At 45.4% G+C, this 17316-nt stretch carries 15 protein-coding genes and 1 pseudogene; 12 read left to right on the top strand and 4 right to left on the bottom strand.

Annotated features, from left to right (window positions below):
- The first annotated feature begins 38 nt into the window (after window positions 1-38).
- The 6 genes from L6442_RS15510 to L6442_RS15485 all read left to right on the top strand — a co-directional run bounded on the left by L6442_RS15510 (window position 39) and on the right by L6442_RS15485 (window position 5366).
- Window positions 39-887, top strand: a complete 849-nt coding sequence (locus L6442_RS15510) for an ABC transporter permease (protein WP_212977910.1) — start codon at window positions 39-41, stop codon at window positions 885-887.
- The gene (locus tag L6442_RS15505) at window positions 884-1696 is read left to right on the top strand and encodes an ABC transporter permease (protein ID WP_212977911.1); all 813 of its coding nucleotides are present in this window, start codon (window positions 884-886) and stop codon (window positions 1694-1696) included. The genes L6442_RS15510 and L6442_RS15505 overlap by 4 nt, the downstream gene beginning before the upstream one ends.
- Window positions 1693-2718, top strand: a complete 1026-nt coding sequence (locus tag L6442_RS15500; protein WP_212977912.1) for an ABC transporter ATP-binding protein — start codon at window positions 1693-1695, stop codon at window positions 2716-2718. Before L6442_RS15505 ends, L6442_RS15500 begins: the two co-directional genes overlap by 4 nt.
- A 13-nt stretch (window positions 2719-2731) precedes the next feature.
- A complete protein-coding gene (locus L6442_RS15495; protein ID WP_212977913.1) occupies window positions 2732-3523 on the top strand; it encodes a DeoR/GlpR family DNA-binding transcription regulator in 792 nt (263 codons plus the stop codon).
- Between the two features lie 42 nt (window positions 3524-3565).
- Window positions 3566-4315 (top strand): HAD family hydrolase, encoded by a 750-nt coding sequence (locus tag L6442_RS15490; protein WP_212977914.1) that lies wholly within the window; start codon window positions 3566-3568, stop codon window positions 4313-4315.
- Window positions 4316-4415: 100 nt separating this feature from the next.
- Window positions 4416-5366, top strand: a complete 951-nt coding sequence (locus L6442_RS15485) for a sugar phosphate isomerase/epimerase family protein (protein WP_212977915.1) — start codon at window positions 4416-4418, stop codon at window positions 5364-5366.
- A gap of 347 nt (window positions 5367-5713) precedes the next feature.
- Here L6442_RS15485 and L6442_RS15480 read toward each other — a convergent pair whose 3' ends face one another.
- From L6442_RS15480 to L6442_RS15465, 4 genes are all read right to left on the bottom strand, one after another.
- Window positions 5714-6472, bottom strand: a complete 759-nt coding sequence (locus tag L6442_RS15480) for a DUF817 domain-containing protein (protein ID WP_237100331.1) — start codon at window positions 6470-6472, stop codon at window positions 5714-5716.
- Between the two features lie 96 nt (window positions 6473-6568).
- A complete protein-coding gene (locus L6442_RS15475; protein ID WP_212977917.1) occupies window positions 6569-6790 on the bottom strand; it encodes a DUF3955 domain-containing protein in 222 nt (73 codons plus the stop codon).
- Between the two features lie 69 nt (window positions 6791-6859).
- A complete protein-coding gene (locus L6442_RS15470) occupies window positions 6860-7081 on the bottom strand; it encodes a helix-turn-helix domain-containing protein (protein ID WP_212977918.1) in 222 nt (73 codons plus the stop codon).
- A gap of 9 nt (window positions 7082-7090) precedes the next feature.
- On the bottom strand, window positions 7091-7567 hold the full coding sequence (locus L6442_RS15465) for a DUF2975 domain-containing protein (protein ID WP_212977919.1): 477 nt from the start codon (window positions 7565-7567) through the stop codon (window positions 7091-7093).
- A gap of 437 nt (window positions 7568-8004) precedes the next feature.
- On the opposite strand from L6442_RS15465, the gene L6442_RS15460 reads away from it, so the two are divergent.
- From L6442_RS15460 to L6442_RS15435, 6 genes and pseudogenes are all read left to right on the top strand, one after another.
- Window positions 8005-10464: a glycoside hydrolase family 2 protein gene (locus tag L6442_RS15460; RefSeq protein ID WP_212977920.1), complete on the top strand. Its 2460-nt coding sequence runs from the start codon at window positions 8005-8007 to the stop codon at window positions 10462-10464.
- 159 nt (window positions 10465-10623) lie between these two features.
- Window positions 10624-11499 carry an ABC transporter permease gene (locus L6442_RS15455; protein WP_212977921.1) on the top strand — a complete coding sequence of 292 codons (876 nt, stop codon included), beginning with the start codon at window positions 10624-10626 and terminating at the stop codon, window positions 11497-11499.
- Window positions 11500-11523: 24 nt separating this feature from the next.
- A complete protein-coding gene (locus tag L6442_RS15450) occupies window positions 11524-12417 on the top strand; it encodes a carbohydrate ABC transporter permease (protein WP_212977922.1) in 894 nt (297 codons plus the stop codon).
- A gap of 64 nt (window positions 12418-12481) precedes the next feature.
- Entirely contained in the window at window positions 12482-14110 is a 1629-nt protein-coding gene (locus tag L6442_RS15445; RefSeq protein WP_212977923.1) for an extracellular solute-binding protein, read from the top strand.
- Window positions 14111-14208: 98 nt separating this feature from the next.
- Window positions 14209-14784 (top strand): annotated as a pseudogene (locus L6442_RS15440) (Gfo/Idh/MocA family protein); the annotation flags it as partial.
- A 149-nt stretch (window positions 14785-14933) separates the two neighbouring features.
- Complete coding sequence (locus L6442_RS15435; protein WP_212977924.1) at window positions 14934-17261, top strand: family 43 glycosylhydrolase; 2328 nt, start codon at window positions 14934-14936, stop codon at window positions 17259-17261.
- Window positions 17262-17316 lie beyond the last annotated feature (55 nt).

Here is a 17316-nt window from a genome sequence, read left to right as displayed (position 1 = left end):
TTCATAGCTTGACGGAAGGACAGGTGAGGGTTATCCGAATGAATCGTAAGGTAACGCTGTTTGCTATCATTGCGCTGCTTCCGTTTGCCCTGCTTGTCGTCGGGTTCTTGATGCTGCCATTGTTCGCCATGATCCATGACAGCTTCCTCGCCGCCGACGGCAGGACATACACGCTCGAGCAGTATATTGCCGCTTTGACCAGCCCTTATTATTCCAAAGGCATCGTCAACAGCTTGAAGATTTCGCTTTATTCCAGCTTCATTGGCATGGTGATCGCATTCGTTGTCTCCTATTCCATTACGCGAATGTCTAAAAAGATCCAGAACTTTATGATTACGTTTTCCAATCTGACGTCTAACTTCTCAGGCGTACCGCTGGCGTTTGCATTCATTATTCTTCTAGGCAACAGCGGACTTTTCACGCTCCTGTTCAAAGAATGGGGATGGAGTATGACGGATGCGTTCAGTCTTTACAGTTGGAGCGGACTGGTCCTCGTCTACGTATATTTTCAAGTCCCGCTGGCCATTTTGCTGCTTTATCCGGCATACTCAGGCATTCATAAGCAATGGCGCGAATCGGCCGCATTACTCGGAGCGTCGAATCTCCAATTTTGGACGCGGATTGGCATTCCCGTGTTATTGCCAAGCATCGTCGGAACTTTCAGCATCCTATTCGCGAATGCGATGGGGGCCTATGCAACAGCTTATGCCCTTGTAGGAAGCAACTATAATTTATTGACGATACGTATCGGTTCGCTGATTGCGGGGGACGTAGCCACGCAGCCTCAGCTTGGAAGTGCACTTGCTGTTATTTTGGGACTGATGATGGTTGCGGCGATGTGGATCAATGAACGCCTGATGCAGCGGTTCAGGAGAGATTTGCGATGAAAAATAAAAAATGGTTGTCTTTACTAATTGTTTCCGCAACATTGATTTATCTTGTATTACCTCTTGCAGCAACCTTTATGTATTCAATTGCCAAGGAATGGAGCCATACGGTGCTCCCGATTTCGTACACGCTCGACTGGTACAAGGAATTGTTTACTGATTTACGCTTTTTATCGGCGGTTGGTAGAACGCTAACTGTATCTGTTATCGCACTCGTGGCTAGCGTTGTCACAATGTCGGTGACGGTGTTTGTCGTATATATGTATCTACCCAAACTGGAGCGTTATCTGCAAGCTATTACGATGATCCCGTTCGCCGTTCCAGGCGTGGTTGCCGCCGTAGGATTGATTAAAGTATACTCCAGCGGTCCGATCGTGTTGTCCGGGACCATTTGGATCCTGGTCGGCGCTTATTATGTGTTGATTATCCCTTATATGTATCAAGGCATCCGCAACAGCTTGCGTACGATTGATGCCAGAAGGCTGATGGAAGCCGCCGAAATACTCGGGGCAAGTAAGATGAAGGCATTTTCTCGAATTATCGTGCCCAACATCATGAACGGAATTATCATTTCCGCCCTATTATCGTTTTCGATCTTGATCGGAGAATTTGTCATGGCCAATTTTCTCGTCGGCGGCAGTTACGAAACGATTCAAATGTATTTGATGCGGCGTTTGAATGAGAACGGACATTTATCGAGTGCCATCGTAATTGCCTATTTCGTCATCGTGTTGATGATTTCCTGGCTGATGCTGAAGCTGGGCACACGTTTCAATCAGAAAGAAGTGAACAAGGAGAATGCAGCATGAGTTATGTACAAATTGATCAGGCCTTTAAACAATTCGGGAAATCCGTTGTTTTGCAGCAGGTGTGTCTCAGCGTAGAAAAAGGGGAGTTTGTTACCTTGCTTGGACCCAGCGGCTGCGGCAAGAGTACACTGTTACGCTGCATAGCTGGATTGGAAACAATAGACAGCGGTACGATTCGCGTAAACGGCAAGGATATATCTCAGCTTCCTCCGCAGCGCCGGAATGTGGGTATGGTATTTCAATCCTATGCTTTGTTTCCCAATATGACTGTCTTCGACAACATCGCTTTTGGTTTGAAAATGAAAAAACTGGCTCGCGAGCAAATCACAGCAAAAGTGAATCAAGCGATTGAACTGGTGCATCTGTGCGGCAAAGAGTTATCCTATCCGCATCAGTTGTCCGGGGGGCAGCAGCAGCGCGTCGCTCTTGCCAGAGCGCTTGTCACGGAACCGGATATTCTTCTTCTGGATGAACCGTTAAGCGCACTGGATGCCAAAATCAGAAAAAGCTTGCAGACCGATCTTCGCAGCATTCAGCGGGATTTGAAGATGACGATGATTTTCGTCACGCATGATCAGGAAGAAGCCATGACGATTTCGGATCGGATCTTGGTTATGAACGGCGGCAACATTGTTCAGCAAGGTAAGCCGGAACATATCTACGCCTCTCCAAAAAATGAATTTGTAGCCCGCTTTATCGGCAGCTATAACGTTTTGACCGATAGAGATTTGATCCGCTTGACGGGACATTCGATTAGGCCAGGAACGTATGCGATCCGTCCTGAGGTCATGGAGCTGTATCCGAACGGCGAGGAGCATTCCTCTTCGCAAAGACAAGGACTATGGTTGGAAGGGGTTATTTCGAGCATAACCGTCCGCGGCAATGTGCGCAGATACCAGGTACGGACACAGGATGTGATCTTGACGATTGATGAGCTGAATGTTCCGCATAAAGTCGTTCTCGACGAGGGATTGTTTATCCGTGTGCGAATTCCAGACGAGGCATATACTTTATTGGCGTAGAGGAGGGCTCTTGATGTCATTCTTGTCCGTAGAAAGAAAAACCGCAATTCTTGATAGGCTGCATGCGAATGGAAAAGTAAATGCGGCCGACTTGGCCCGACTCCTGGATGTATCGATGGAAACGATCCGGAGGGATCTCGATGTCCTGGAAAGGGAAGGGTATCTCAAGCGCGTACATGGCGGTGCCGTGAAAGTCAATTTCCAACTGGGCGAACCGCCGTTCGTTCAGCGTAGACAAGTTCGTCAGAAGGAAAAGAAAGAAGTGGCGCAACGGGCTGCACAAATGGTCAAAGACGGCGATACGATTGTGATGGGTGGTGGAACGACTATTCTGGAAATGGCTCATTGTATTCGAGGCGTCAACAAAGTAACCATGCTGACTAATTCATTGCCTACGGCCAATGCATTATTGGATTCGATGAATCAAGGTTTATTTCATGGTAAAGTGATACTGCTGGGAGGGGAGTTAAATGAGGAACAATATTCGTCTCGCGGTACCGCGTGCGAGAACATGTTGGATTTGTTCTGCGTCAATAAAGCATTTATTTCTCCCGGCGGAATTTCGCTTGCCGGCGTGACGGAATATACCTTGGAAGAGTCCTCGATTTCATCGAAGATGATTCAGGTCGCCAAAGAAGCCATCATTCTCGTGGATCATTCCAAAATCGGCTTAGAAGCATTATGCAAATTTTCGCAGCTGGATCAGGTTCACGCGATTGTGTGCAATCAGGAGGAGCCGGCATCATGGAAGCCGTATCTGGAAAATATCGATTGGATCAACGCGGACGACAAAGCGGCAGAGTGAACATAATTAACAAACAGAAATCAACAGAATGGGTGAATAGTGTTGCAGCAAATCAAAGGCATTTTGTTTGACAAAGATGGTACATTAATGGACTTCTATTCCGGTTGGTTCCCGGTAGGGACGCAAATTACCGATCTACTGGTTGAGGAAGTGTGCTTAAAAGATGATCCTTCAACCAAGGCAAGTTTGCTTGAAGCCATTGGTCTGCATGGAGATAATATCGATCCGGCAGGGATACTTGCAGCGGGCACGACTCAGGAGATGTCAGAAGCGTTCGTTCGCATACTGCGGGATAAGCAGGTGAATCCGGAGAAACTGGAACATCTTGAGGACTGGCTGACCAGGAAGCTTCACCAATTGACGTTGTCCAATCGGCATAATTTAAAGCCAACAGCGGATTTGCACTTTTTGCTAGGGCAGCTTCGCCGCCATGGGTTGAAACTCGGCATTGCAACAGCGGATGACCTCGAATCGACGGAATTTTTCTTGGAACTTGCGGGAATCGCTGATTATTTCGATTTTATTGGCACATCGGATTGCTACGAGAAGAAGCCAAGTCCGTGCATGCTTCAAGCTTTCTGCGAGGTTGGCAGTATGAGTGCGGAAGAAGTAGCGGTTGCAGGCGATACCGTGACGGATATCCGGTTTGCCAGAAATAGTGCAGCCGGTCTTGCGATTGGCGTGCTATCAGGCGCGAGCGGCATGTCTGAATTGCAGGATGCCGATTTTGTGATCCCCACGGTTGCCGACATCGTTCAGGCAGACGGACGATTCATCTGGCAAAATGACTAGCGGAAAGTGAAGTACAGTTGGAACGTATGTACGAGCAGGAATTTGCTATTAAGACGGCAGCCAGACTATATGTCATTGGATTCTTGAAGGAGAGAATAACATGAAGATTGGTTTGGAGACTGAGAGCTATCATCTGCAGTTTATGACAGGTAGAATGGATATTTTTCAATTTATCAAAAAAACGGCAGAGCTGGGCTTGGACGGAGTCATGATCAATATCGTGAAATGGCCGGATCTGCCCGGGTGGGGTACGCTTGCATCGTTTGAACCAGAATATTTAGAAAAGGTGAAGGCGGAAATTCAGAAATACGGATTCTTCGCTGAAATTGACACGAATGGCACGGATCCGGCGCATTTGAAGCAAGTCATTGAGGTCGCCCACCAAATCGGTGCCGATGTTATCCGAACCTATACTTGCCTTGGCACATATGATCCAGAAAGACTGAAGCAAGCTCCCGATAACATCCGGCGAATTATTCCTTTACTGCAAAAATACAGAATAAAACTTGCTGTAGAAAATCATGAGGAAGAGCTGACGAGCGAGGTCATTCGTATCATTGAGGAAGTCGATAGCCCTTGGGTACGTGCGCATTGCGATATCGGAAACAGCATGATGGCATGGGAAGACCCGGTTGAAGCTGTCAAAAGATTGGCGCCTTATGCATTCACAACCCATTTCAAAGACCATATTATCGTTCATGACGGGGACGATTATCGGGTATGCGGCGTTCCTGTAGGGACTGGCAACATCGACTTGGAGAAGATCTTTCAAATTCTTGTTGAGCAATCGACGTTGACACGTATTAATGTAGAAATGTGCTTTCCTTATGCGACTTCCTTCAAAAGGGACCCGGGAACAGGCGGTGTGTTCGCTGTTGGCGAAGGTGCGTTCAAAGTCGAATCACCTCCGTACGACTTGTCTGTCATCAAGCCGCTTGATTACTATGATCCGCCGCAGGAGCTTTTGGAGGAGATGATTGAAGATCAGGCAAAAGGTGTCGAGCAATCTGTCAAATATACGCTGGCTTTAAGAGATAAATTTTGCAGGTAACCTTCGCACGGAGCTACCCGTACATCGTTCAAACGACAAATGTTTTCTCTTGGCAAGTTGGAATCATTTGTCGTAATAAAGGTGGCGGATACACGTGGAGATTTCCAAAATCATGTGTGTCCGCCACCAACACTAAGAAAGCTATTAAGTGCGTTCCAAGTTTTAAAGCGCAATACATCAAATCTTCTAAGGAACTTTGTTTGATTGACATGATAATCGTTACAAGAAGCGAACATTCCAGCGCATACGAACTCAGTACGTGTAGCAGATAACTGCTCTCATGCACGCTTCGGTAACATATGTTTTTTAAGCGTAACGACTGTTTTCGTGTTCCATAAACCGAATTCCTATGTCTTGTGTTTACCCGCTTTCACGAACTTCAATTGCGCCACAATAATGACGCTGATGATGACGAGCAGGAACCATGAGCTGATTTTGCCAAAGCCGACGGGCTGCCATATTTCTTGTTGGTTGGGATATTTCCAGGCGCCGAAAAATGTTGCGATGTTTTCTGCCAACCATATGAAAAAGCCAACGAGCAAGAAGGCAATCGTTAGCGGCATCCGGTAAGTCTTTGTACGAACAGTGTAATGAATCCAAGTTTTCCAAAAAACAATAGCCACGAGCGTCATGAGCCACCAGCGAAAATCAGGGATAAAGTGGTGAGTGAAAAAGTTTAAGTATATCGCAGCTCCAAGCGCGGAGGCAGGGACCATTCCCGGCCAGCCGGTCATATCCATCTTGAGCCGCCTCCACACTTGGCACATGTAACTCGCCACACTTGCGTACATAAAACCGCTGTATAAAGGAACCCCGAACAATTTGCTATACCCCTCTTCAGGGTATGACCAAGAGCCCATTTGCACTTTATAAAGTTCCAGAGCCAGACCGATGATATGAAACACGCAAATGACCTTGATTTCGTCAAGCGTCTCCAATCCGCTGCGGTACATCAAGTACTGCACGGCAATCAGCACCAGCAAAATGAGATCGTACCTGTAGATAAACGGGACGTTAAGCCATTTAGAGATAGCCAACGTTCCGAATATCGTCACTGGGAATATGCAGCTCATCGCCTGTTGGTACCCGAAATGAAGTAATTGCATGAGTGCTTCCCCACAAAGAATTCGGCGCCGCTTGCTTGATCCAATCCTCTTTGGTTGTTCTATTTGCATTCGCGCCTCCCAAGCTAAATTCCATAATCATTTAAAAGACTTTTTAGTCTTACGGGAAAACGACACAATACCGACTGTAAGTCCGATTATTATACCGAGAGCCGCAAGTAAGTATCCTACCGGGAGAAGAAAAAAGGGTTCGATAAGAATACCGTCTGAACCGATTTTGGCACCGATAATACTATGGGCAATTAAACAGCCTATTCCTACAATAAATAACAATAATGCTGGAAGATATTTTAATTTCATATTGATCACAACCTCCATATAAATGTTTAGAAAATATTTCTTTACCTTCAATTCTTTGGCTCTACTTTGTTATTCATTTGTTGTCGAATCTTTTGAATACTCCAGTATATCCCCGGGTTGGCAATCCAGCACTTCGCATATTTTATCCAAAGTAGATAGGCGAATCGCCTTCGCTTTTCCGTTTTTCAGTATGGAGATATTCGCCATGGTCAGTCCCACTTTCTCCGAAAGCTCCGTAACGCTCATTTTCCTTTTAGCCAACATGACATCGATATTGATTATGATCGCCATATAAGCACCTCAGATCGTCAAATCATTTTCTGATTTGATTTCAAGTGCATTTTTTAATAATTCCTGTAGAACAGCTGCAAAAACCGCGACTGCCGAAGTTGCGAAGATGACGACTGCTCCCATCATTGCGATTGAAGAATGCAAATCGTTCAGGAACCACAGGAATATTAAACCTATTACATATAGCGTGATGATCGCAATGGCACAGTATCTTATGTGTTTCAAAGACTCTACCGCCAATTCAGAGAAAGCATTTTTGCTTTCGATATATTGCAATAGTTTTAAAGCCTGATATAAAGCCATATAAAACGGTACCGCTGTAATATACACGAAAATAAGCAAAGGATATCTCAAATAAGTGTAATCAGGATTCGTCTCTACTGAATTTCTGGAATACTCCGGCAACCAGAATATACAGGACAGAAGAGCAATAATGCCAAGAGTCACAACAGCCAACTTCAGGAAAGTAGTTTTGCCTTGTTTCATAGAACACCTCACAATTGAATGTTGGTAACAGATTATCACGGAATTTATCGTAAATCAATAAATAATTATTGTATTTAGCGAAATATATATTGAAAAGGTGAAGGGACCAGCCGAGAACACCCCGAGGATGAAAGAGATTTTATCGCTACCGGAAAGGTTAACGAAGAGTGGCACGGCACCGTGTCCCGGCAATTGGCATGAGGAATGCAAGCACTTGACTGTAATTCAAACTCAGGTGCTTTTTATAATGTAAAACTTTCATTTCGTATTACCAGCCAAGTAAATAGCTGTGAATGTTACTAATCAGCATTTTTAAGCGATTTAAATCCGCTTGCTTCTTAGTCGTGGAGTTCGTTGATAGAGTGCAGAAATCGTTGCTAAATGAAGTATTTTTGCAGGTTGATAAACGATAAAATATGGATTAATTAAGGGGGCTAATGATGATGCAATATTCGAATCTCAGTAGAAGTACATTGAATTTTAACAAAGACTGGAAGTTTCTTCTCGGGGATACAATGGGGGCTGAAATGAGGCACACGCCCGACGATGAATGGGAATGCGTTTATTTGCCGCATACGCCTCAAATAGAACCCCTTCATATTGATCTGCACTATCAAGGTTTTTGCTGGTATCGCAAGCGCTTCCTTGCGGATGAAACGTGGAAAGGAAAGAAGATTTTCATCGAATTCGAAGCAGCGATGCATGAAGCCCATGTATGGATGAATGGGGAATCAAAGCTGGTTCATAAAGGTGGTTATTTGCCGTTTATGATCGACATCTCCGAAGATATAGAGTTCGGGGCGGAGAATGTGATTGCTATTCGGCTCGATAATCGCAACAACGGTTCCATACCGCCTGGCAAGCCGCTGGAGAGCCTCGATTTTTCATATTTCGGCGGATTGTATCGCAATGTGAAGCTTCATATCATGGAGAAACTTCACGTGACGGATGCGGTATATGCGGGCAAGCAGGCGGGAGGCGGAATCTTCGTCAAATATTCCAACGTCTCGAAAGCATCTGCAACGCTCGAAGTTCAGACTCATGTGCTGAATGATCACGATCAGGTCAAGGATGTCAAAGTCGTATCAACGATCCTGAACAAGCAAGGAACAATCGTGGGGACGACCGAAAGTATGATCGAGAGCGTTCAGGCTGGCCGTGATTACACATTCACACAAATGATTACGCTTACAGATCCTCACCTTTGGCACCCGGATCATCCATATTTGTACACCTTGTTGACGGAGATTATCGATGGTGAATGCAGAAAAGTTGATGAACTTCGCACCCGCATCGGAATCCGCACGATTTCGTTCACCAAGGCGAACGGTTTTATGATCAATGGGGAAAGGTTGGTCATCCGCGGGACGAATCGCCATCAGCAATATCCTTATATCGGAAATGCTGCTTCGAACAATGCCCAATACCGCGATGCGGTAAAGTTGAAAGAAGGCGGATTCAATTTCGTACGGCTCGGCCATTATCCACAATCTCCGGCTTTCTTGGACGCATGTGATGAGCTCGGACTGATGACCGTTGAGCCGGTTCCTGGCTGGCAGTATTGCGCATTGGGAGAATTTCAAGAGATCGCCAAGCAAAATATTCGGGATATGATCCGCCGCGACCGTAATCATCCGTGTATGATCATGTGGGAGGTCAGCTTGAATGAAACGTACAACAAACGTGGAGGCGCAACAGATGAATTTTTCCACGAATGCCATCTGATTGCCCATGAAGAATATCCGGGAGACCAAATGAACACGTCGGGAGATACGATCGGAAGGGAAAACCCCGCTTACGTCAATTTCGATGTGCCTTATACGATCTGGGAAGATAGCACCATGTCCCGCCCGTTGGAGGATGTTCTGCCAGACAAGGCAGGATTTGACAGGGAGTACGGGGATTATGAATTTGGCGGTCATGAGAGTACTAGCCGCGTACCTCGAGGCGCTGGAGAGAAGAAGCTGCTGCTGCAAGCGTGGAATTATCAATGGTCGTTGAATCGGAACCGCAGCAACCGCTGGTCACTAGGGGACGCCTCGTGGGTCGGTATTGATCATAATCGGGGATGTTATCCCTGGGTGGCGGAATGCGGAGCCTTGGATACCTTCCGCTTACCTAAATACGTATATTACTTCTTTCAGAGTCAGAGAAAGCCCGATGTGATTCACGAGCAAATCGATAGCGGACCCATGGCCTTCATCGCGAATGAGTGGACGGAACGAGTCTCACCGGCCAAGATAGTCGTTTATTCAAACTGTGATGAAGTCGAATTGTTTGTGAACGGTAAATCGGTAGGCTTACAAAAGCCTGATCAAGGACCCGACACGGAATATGGTGAGCGCATCACAGGTTATGAAGTCGATTACTGGCTGACCGACGAGGAACAGCATAAGTGGAAAGAAGGTACCATGGAGTCTAGAACCGATGCCGGCAGCCTGATGGTGTCTACGTATGATGGTGGGAATTGTCGTAATCTGGATAGGGCGCCGTTTACTTTCGAAGGAGTTGTGTATGAGCCCGGTGAACTGAAAGCGATCGGACGAATCGCAGGCGTGGATAAGGCCGAGTTCAACGTACGTACCCCGCTTGAACCTGAAAGGCTCTCTATTCGGATCGATAAAAGCGGCAGGGAACTTGTGGCAGACGGATCGGATTTTGTCTTCGCTTACGCCGAAATACAGGATGTCAATGGCACTGTCGTGGTCTCAGCCAATCATGAAGTGACTTTTGAAGTTGAAGGTCCCGCTGTCATCGTGGGTGAGAATCCGGTTCAGGCGGAAGCGGGCATCGCGACGGTATTGCTAAAGTCGCGTCCGATACCGGGTAAAGTGAACGTCACTTGCCATGCAAGAGGGCTGAAATCTGCTACCCACAAGTTGACAATCACATCGTAATCATCAACTTGATTGATAGAATCCGCTTTTCGTTGATAGGATGCGTATTTTTCAGCCTTGTGTACGGCTGCAATTTCGTTTTAAGAGAGCAATCAGGAAGGAAACTAGGAGGGGAACCGGTTAGCCAAACGATTTATTCGCCAGTGGGATCTACAGATTATGGTTATCCCTGCGATCATTATGATCATCATATTTTCGTATATCCCCATGTGGGGGATTCTCACAGCGTTCCAGGACTATAGTCCGGCGAAAGGTTTTTTCGGAAGCGGGTGGGTAGGTTTCAAGCACTTCAAGATGTTTTTTAACGCACCGGAATTTTGGCAGATTATGCGGAATACGATCGTGATCAGCCTTCTGAAGCTGTTCATCGCGTTCCCTGCACCAATCATTCTTGCCTTGATGCTGAATGAAGTAAAAAACGCGTTCTTCAAGCGATTCGTTCAGACGGTCAGTTATTTGCCCCATTTCATTTCATGGGTCATCGTGTCAGGATTCGTCATCTCTTTGTTGTCAGTAGATAGTGGCAGTGTGAACATCCTGCTGCAGAAGCTTGGCATCATCGATGAGCCTGTTCATTGGTTATCCATTCCCGATTACTTCTGGGGGATTCTGATCTCATCAGGGATCTGGAAAGAAATTGGCTTTGGTGCAATCGTATATTTGGCGGCCATTACGGGAGTTGATCCCCACATGTATGAGGCGGCTTCGATTGATGGCGCTGGACGGATGCGGAAGTTGATATCCATTACCATTCCGTCAATAGCACCTGTGATCATCATTTTCCTCATTTTGCAGGTTGGACAAATCTTGAATGCGGGCTTTGAAGAAATATTGCTGCTTACCAATCAGGGCCAGAACGTCGTACTCCGGCCGGTGGCGGAAACGATCGATACGTATGTCTATCGTGTCGGGATCGAAAACTATCGTTTCTCATATGCGACGGCAGCTGGTTTGTTCAAGGGCGTGATCAGTGTCGGTATGCTTGTGATCGCGAACTGGATCGCCAGAAAACTGGGGAACTCCAGCTTATGGTAACGGCATCATGAAAGGAGGCAGCTTGTGAAACGTTCACTCGAAGATAATATAATCGATATCGTGGTATATACCATCTTGTTGTTGCTTGCCGTTGTCACTTTGTATCCATTCTGGAATTCATTGGTTATTTCCTTCAATGCTGGAAATGATACGGCGACTGGGGGCGTTACCCTATGGCCAAGAGAATTTACACTACAGAACTACAAATATGTTTTCAAGGACGCACGATTAATTAACGCTTTATGGGTCACGGTTGCTAGAACAGTTACAGGGACGGTCTTATCCATTCTATTTACCTCCATGTTTGCGTACGGGATGTCGAGGCGTGGATTGGTCGGCAAAAAGTTCTATATGATCCTTTGCGTCATTACGATGTACTTCAGCGGCGGTCTTATCCCAAGTTATCTGTTAATCAAGGATATTCACTTGATGGACACGTTCTGGGTGATGATTATACCCGGTCTCATCAGCGTCTGGAATATGATCATCTTTCGTACCTTTTTCCTAGGACTCCCAGATGGACTGGAGGAATCGGCCAGAATTGATGGATGCAATCATATGAATACGTTTTTCCGAATCGTTTTGCCGGTATCGGGACCAGTCATCGCGACGTTATCGCTGTTCACTGCGGTAGGTCACTGGAACGCATGGTTTGACGCATCGATCTATATTTCGAATCAGAAGCTGCTGCCATTACAAGTGATTCTTAATCAAACGATACAATCGATCTTGTCATTCGAAGCCTCAACGACGATCAGTGCAACTAAACAGGAATTTCTGCAGAACGCGCAGAGCGTCACGCATAAATCAATCGTGATGGCGACAACGATGGTAGCAACTATACCGATTGTTATGGTATATCCATTCGTTCAGAAGTATTTTGTTAAAGGGGTACTTGTCGGCTCATTGAAAGAATAGGTAGATGTTATGCGCCTGCGAGGCGATAACATAAAGAGATTGTACGAGAGGGGTAATCGATGCAATGAATAAGAAAAAATGGCTGACCTGTATGCTGACCGCGGTTCTAACTTGCAGTACACTGCTAGCTGGCTGCGGAAGCGACAAAGACGAGAAGAAAGCAGCAGAACAGAATGGGAATGCAGGGGAAGCTGCAAGCAAGGATCAGCCGCTTAAGTTTACGATGTACAACTTTGACGACGGATGGCAGCCTGCTGCTTGGGGAGAGACGGTAACCACCAAGTGGATTCAGGAAAACAAGAAGGTAACGGTTGATTATCTTCCGACAAACGGCAATGCAAAGCAACGATTCAACGCGATGTATGCGAGCGGTGAGCTGCCTGACGTGATTGCGCTTGGACCGGGACCGGAGCTCGACCGGCTGATCAGCGAAGGCCAAGTGGTGGAACTTGATTCGTACCTTGATAAATATCCGAATCTCAAGAAATCTGCTGGCGATATGATCCTTAATGTCAACCGTTCGGATGACGGTAAATTGTATATGGTTCCAGACTGGTATGTCGGTGGTGATCATCTAAACGGAAACGGCGGTTATGCTGTAAACCGAAAAATCTACAAAGAGATGGGTTCGCCGAAGCTGGAGACAACAACGGATCTAGAGAACTACCTGAGAGCAGTCAAAGCAAAATATCCGAATGTGATTCCACTTGAAGTCGGCGGTCCTTACGATATCAAGATGTTGTACTCAGCATTTAAAGAAAACACCCCGCCGTATTTTGTGAGCAGAATGTTCTATCCAGACGGCGACATGGTGAAGCCGATTACAGAAGACCCAGCTTTCAAAGAGTTCATTCTGTTTGCCAGCCGATTATATCGCGACAAGCTGATGACACAGGATGTGTTTACACAAAAGTCTGATCAAATGATAGAGAAACTAAGTCAAGGAAGAGTAGCTGTTGCCCTAAATGTGAACTTATCGGGAAGAGCCCGCGTTCCGAATTCGACCCTCCGCGCCCAAGATCCTGAAGGTGGTTACGAATTTATTTGGCCAGTACACAAAGAAGGTTTGGACAAGAACAAAATTTATCCTAACTATACCGGCAGAGAAGGCGGAGGGAAAATCGTCATTACAAAGAATGCGAAGGATCCTGAACGTATTTTTGCGTACCTCGATTGGGCTACAAGCGACGAGGGGCAAGCAGTTCTCTTCTTCGGACCCCCGGGATTCCTTTGGGATAAAAAGGACGAGAATGGATTTCCGTTGCCTAACGATAAATATAAATCGATGGACAAAGCCGAACTGGACAAGCTGCAAATTGCCGATAATATAATGGCCGGAAATGCGACATGGGTCGACAATGCCAAAGTGGCCAGAGAAAACCTTCTCCCTGAGGCGGAGCGGGATTTCCAAACGATGGCTCAGGTGAATGTCGCTTGGAAGACGTCGATGGACATTACGCCTTTTGCGAATACAGACCCGCAAGGGGATTCGGATGAAGGCATTATCCAGCAGTCGGTGAAGGATATTTTTGATGAAGCTTTTTCCAAAATGATTTATGCCAAGAGCGACGAGGAAGTGGTATCGATTCTGAACAAGGCGAACGAAGACATGAATAAAGCCGGCTTTCCTAAAGTGCTCGAGTTTGTAAAGAAGAAGTGGCAGGATAATCTGAGTAAAGTGAACGGCAAATAACTTCAGGTTTGTGAAAATGAAAGAATATACCTTTATAGTATACTCTTTCAATTTTTGGATTTGGAAGTATTTCGGCTGTTATGAAATTGGTTTGTACTTGCATCGGCTGTGCAATTGAAGCTAGTTGTCCATATTCGGCGCCACGCTTCTACTTAGGCGAAGGGCAAGCTTGGGCGCGGCATTTTACCGAAGATCTTACGCGGGAAAACATTGTGAAGGGCTTAAAGGAAACAAATTACGGTCGTTGTGTCTACAAGAGCGATAACAATGTAGTGGACCATCAAGTCGTCAACATGGAATTCACAGGCGGTGCAACTGCAACATTCAGTATGTGCGGATTTACTCGACATCAGGAACGGCGCATTCAGATTATGGGTACAAAGGGTGAAATTCGCGGCGAGGAAGGCAAAATCAAGGTTATGGATTTCGTTACCCACGAAAACACTGAGATTCAAATCCCAGAGCAGACGTCGGGGCATGGGGGCGGAGACAGCGGCATTGTTCGGAGCTTCCTGAAGGAAGTGTGCGGCTACAATGGTAGCGAGGGCCTAACGTCCGCATCGGCTTCGGTCCGCAGCCATCTTATGGCGTTTGCAGCGGAACAGTCCCGATTAAATAATGGCCAATCGATCGAGCTTGATGATTTCTATAAGAAGCTACTTGTCCAAGTTTAGTTGAGAACTGTAGGGATGCATCTGATGATTAGACTGCGCATCGAAGAATAAAATGAACAGCAGATAACTTCATTTTTTTATAAGGACTGATTGCCAACTCTTATTGAACTATGTAATGATTCCTTATAAAATTGGAGGTACTTTGAACGATGAGAAGAAAAGTTACGGATATTACGACTCCTACATGTACATCTACGTATGGATGGATTGCTGACAATGGAAATGGTACCTATACTAATCCAATAATGTGGGGCGACTATCCGGATAATGATGTTATCAGAGTTGGTGACACATACTACATGTCTTCAACAAGCATGCATTTATTTCCGGGGTGTCCCATTATGAGTTCCAAAGACTTAGTGAATTGGGAATATGAAAGTTATGCCGTAGATCGAATGGAAGGCGACAGATACGACCTTATCAACGGCGATGTGTACGATGAAGGTCCATGGGCAACAAGCTTACGGTATCACAACGGTAAATTTTACCTCATGTTTAATATCAATGATGATACCGCATATGTAAGTATTGCATATTGTGCGAAAGGGCCTTGGACACTGTTTAAACTGGAAGATGAACTTTATGATCCAGGGTTATTTTTTGACGATGATGGAAAAATCTATGTCGTACATGGTCAAGGAGAACTCTATCTTAGTGAGTTAGAGATCGTAGACGATGAAACAGGGCAGCTATCGATCCTATCCAAGAGAGAACCTGGTGCCAGAAGAAACGGTAAGAAGATCTATTCTTATCCATGCCCTGGTCATCGTTACAATGGATATAATGAAGGCGCACATGTATATAAAATCAATGGCTTCTACTATATTCTAACAACGCCAATTTGGAAGCATGGTTCCAAAAAAGAAGTTGCCATTCGAACAAAGGACTTAGCCAATGGACCTTATGAAGTGGAAGATATCATGACAAGCTTCATGAACTTCTGGGGGAACGGCATTCATCAGGGAGGGATTGTCGATGTTCCTCAGGAAAATGGGGCTTCAGAATGGTGGGCAATCATATTCCAAGATAGATCCAAACTGGGAAGAGTTCCTACACTGCAGCCCGTGACATGGAAGAATGGTTGGCCATACATGGGGCAGGTAGATGGGGAGAAGGCTGTTGTTACACATCGAAAGCCTAATATTCCCAATTTAGAGCCTGCCCAACCCAAAGCGCTGCAAGCTTCGGATGACTTTAGCACGAATAAGCTCGGGTTGCAATGGCAATGGAATCACAATCCGGATAATGGGAAATGGTGTCTCGATGAAAGACCAGGGTATATGAGACTTAAAACTTCAAGCGTAACAAATAACTTAACCTACGCAAGAAATACGCTTACACAGAGGGTAGTGGGTCCTGATTGTATAGGGACTGTTAAGCTAGATGTGAGTTTTATGGCCGATGGCGATACGGCAGGTCTATGTTTAATACAAAAAGGTTTTACCTTCATCGGGATCAAAAATGTGGATGGTCATAAATCGATCGTTATTCATGATAATTTGACAGAACATGCATCCATGAGTCTATCTGCAGGGATTATAGATGTGTGGTTGAGAGCTGAGACTCCAAGACATGAATATCGAATGGAGTTCTCATATAGTCTAGATGGTATTCACTTTACTAGACTTGGCGGAAGATACGATATGCGTTACGGAACCTATGTCGGAATGCGATTTGGTATTTTCAATTATGCAACAATAAAGCTTGGTGGATATGTAGATGTTGATTCCTTTGAACTGACAACGACAGAACATCAGGGTAACCTCTTTGGATTAAATAGAAAAATTGATGCTGAGCGCTATGACGATCAAAAGTTTGTTTCAGATAAGGAACTGCAAATCAACTCAAAAACAGAATGGACATGTGATGATCCGAACTGTGACTATAATTTAAGTATATCGAATCTTAAAGACGGAGATTGGCTGCAGTATGATCAAGTTGATTTCGGTGCTGGTGATGCAGCATGGTTTAATGTGCGAGTAGCAAGTTCCTTAACAGGAGGCACGATTGAAGTTAGACTTGATCGCATGAATGGCGAGTTAATAAGTACACTTCATATTCCAAATACGGGTGATATCGATCAGTATGTCAATGTGAAGAGTGACCTTACTAAAAAAGTTGCTGGAATCCAAAAGGTATATCTTGTGTTTCATGGTGCATGTCACAATATGTGCAAACTGAACTGGTTTATGTTTGGTTCAGGAGAATTCCCTCAAATATCTCCCATTCCAGAAAATTTGACTGTTGTGGCTGAAAATGCATCCATTCTAAATATTAAATGGGATGATTCACCAGGAGCACTACAATACGACATGATGTTTGATGACAGAGTGATAAGTAATGTTACTAGTGATTTCTCGCAAACAGGTCTTGCGCCGCGCTCCAGCCATACGGTAAGGATAAGGGCTAAAAACTTTGCTGGTTATAGTGAGTGGAGTGATGAAGTGAAGTCTGAAACCGTTTCTGATCAAGACTAATTCCATACAAAAGTATGTGTTCATTTAGATCTGAATGAAGAGGATTTACAAATGA

Source organism: Paenibacillus azoreducens, from assembly GCF_021654775.1.
Classification (GTDB): domain Bacteria; phylum Bacillota; class Bacilli; order Paenibacillales; family Paenibacillaceae; genus Paenibacillus_AQ; species Paenibacillus_AQ azoreducens.
Note: the sequence above shows the minus strand (reverse complement) of the source record. Positions and strands in the feature narration are given on the sequence as shown.

Coding starts and splice junctions, on each gene's coding strand:
- L6442_RS15510 (WP_212977910.1), top strand. CDS start 39: ATGAATCGTAAGGTAACGCTGTTTGCTATCATTGCGCTGCTTCCGTTT.
- L6442_RS15505 (WP_212977911.1), top strand. CDS start 884: ATGAAAAATAAAAAATGGTTGTCTTTACTAATTGTTTCCGCAACATTG.
- L6442_RS15500 (WP_212977912.1), top strand. CDS start 1,693: ATGAGTTATGTACAAATTGATCAGGCCTTTAAACAATTCGGGAAATCC.
- L6442_RS15495 (WP_212977913.1), top strand. CDS start 2,732: ATGTCATTCTTGTCCGTAGAAAGAAAAACCGCAATTCTTGATAGGCTG.
- L6442_RS15485 (WP_212977915.1), top strand. CDS start 4,416: ATGAAGATTGGTTTGGAGACTGAGAGCTATCATCTGCAGTTTATGACA.
- L6442_RS15480 (WP_237100331.1), bottom strand. CDS start 6,472: ATGCAATTACTTCATTTCGGGTACCAACAGGCGATGAGCTGCATATTC.
- L6442_RS15475 (WP_212977917.1), bottom strand. CDS start 6,790: ATGAAATTAAAATATCTTCCAGCATTATTGTTATTTATTGTAGGAATA.
- L6442_RS15470 (WP_212977918.1), bottom strand. CDS start 7,081: ATGGCGATCATAATCAATATCGATGTCATGTTGGCTAAAAGGAAAATG.
- L6442_RS15465 (WP_212977919.1), bottom strand. CDS start 7,567: ATGAAACAAGGCAAAACTACTTTCCTGAAGTTGGCTGTTGTGACTCTT.
- L6442_RS15460 (WP_212977920.1), top strand. CDS start 8,005: ATGATGATGCAATATTCGAATCTCAGTAGAAGTACATTGAATTTTAAC.
- L6442_RS15455 (WP_212977921.1), top strand. CDS start 10,624: ATGGTTATCCCTGCGATCATTATGATCATCATATTTTCGTATATCCCC.
- L6442_RS15445 (WP_212977923.1), top strand. CDS start 12,482: ATGAATAAGAAAAAATGGCTGACCTGTATGCTGACCGCGGTTCTAACT.
- L6442_RS15435 (WP_212977924.1), top strand. CDS start 14,934: ATGAGAAGAAAAGTTACGGATATTACGACTCCTACATGTACATCTACG.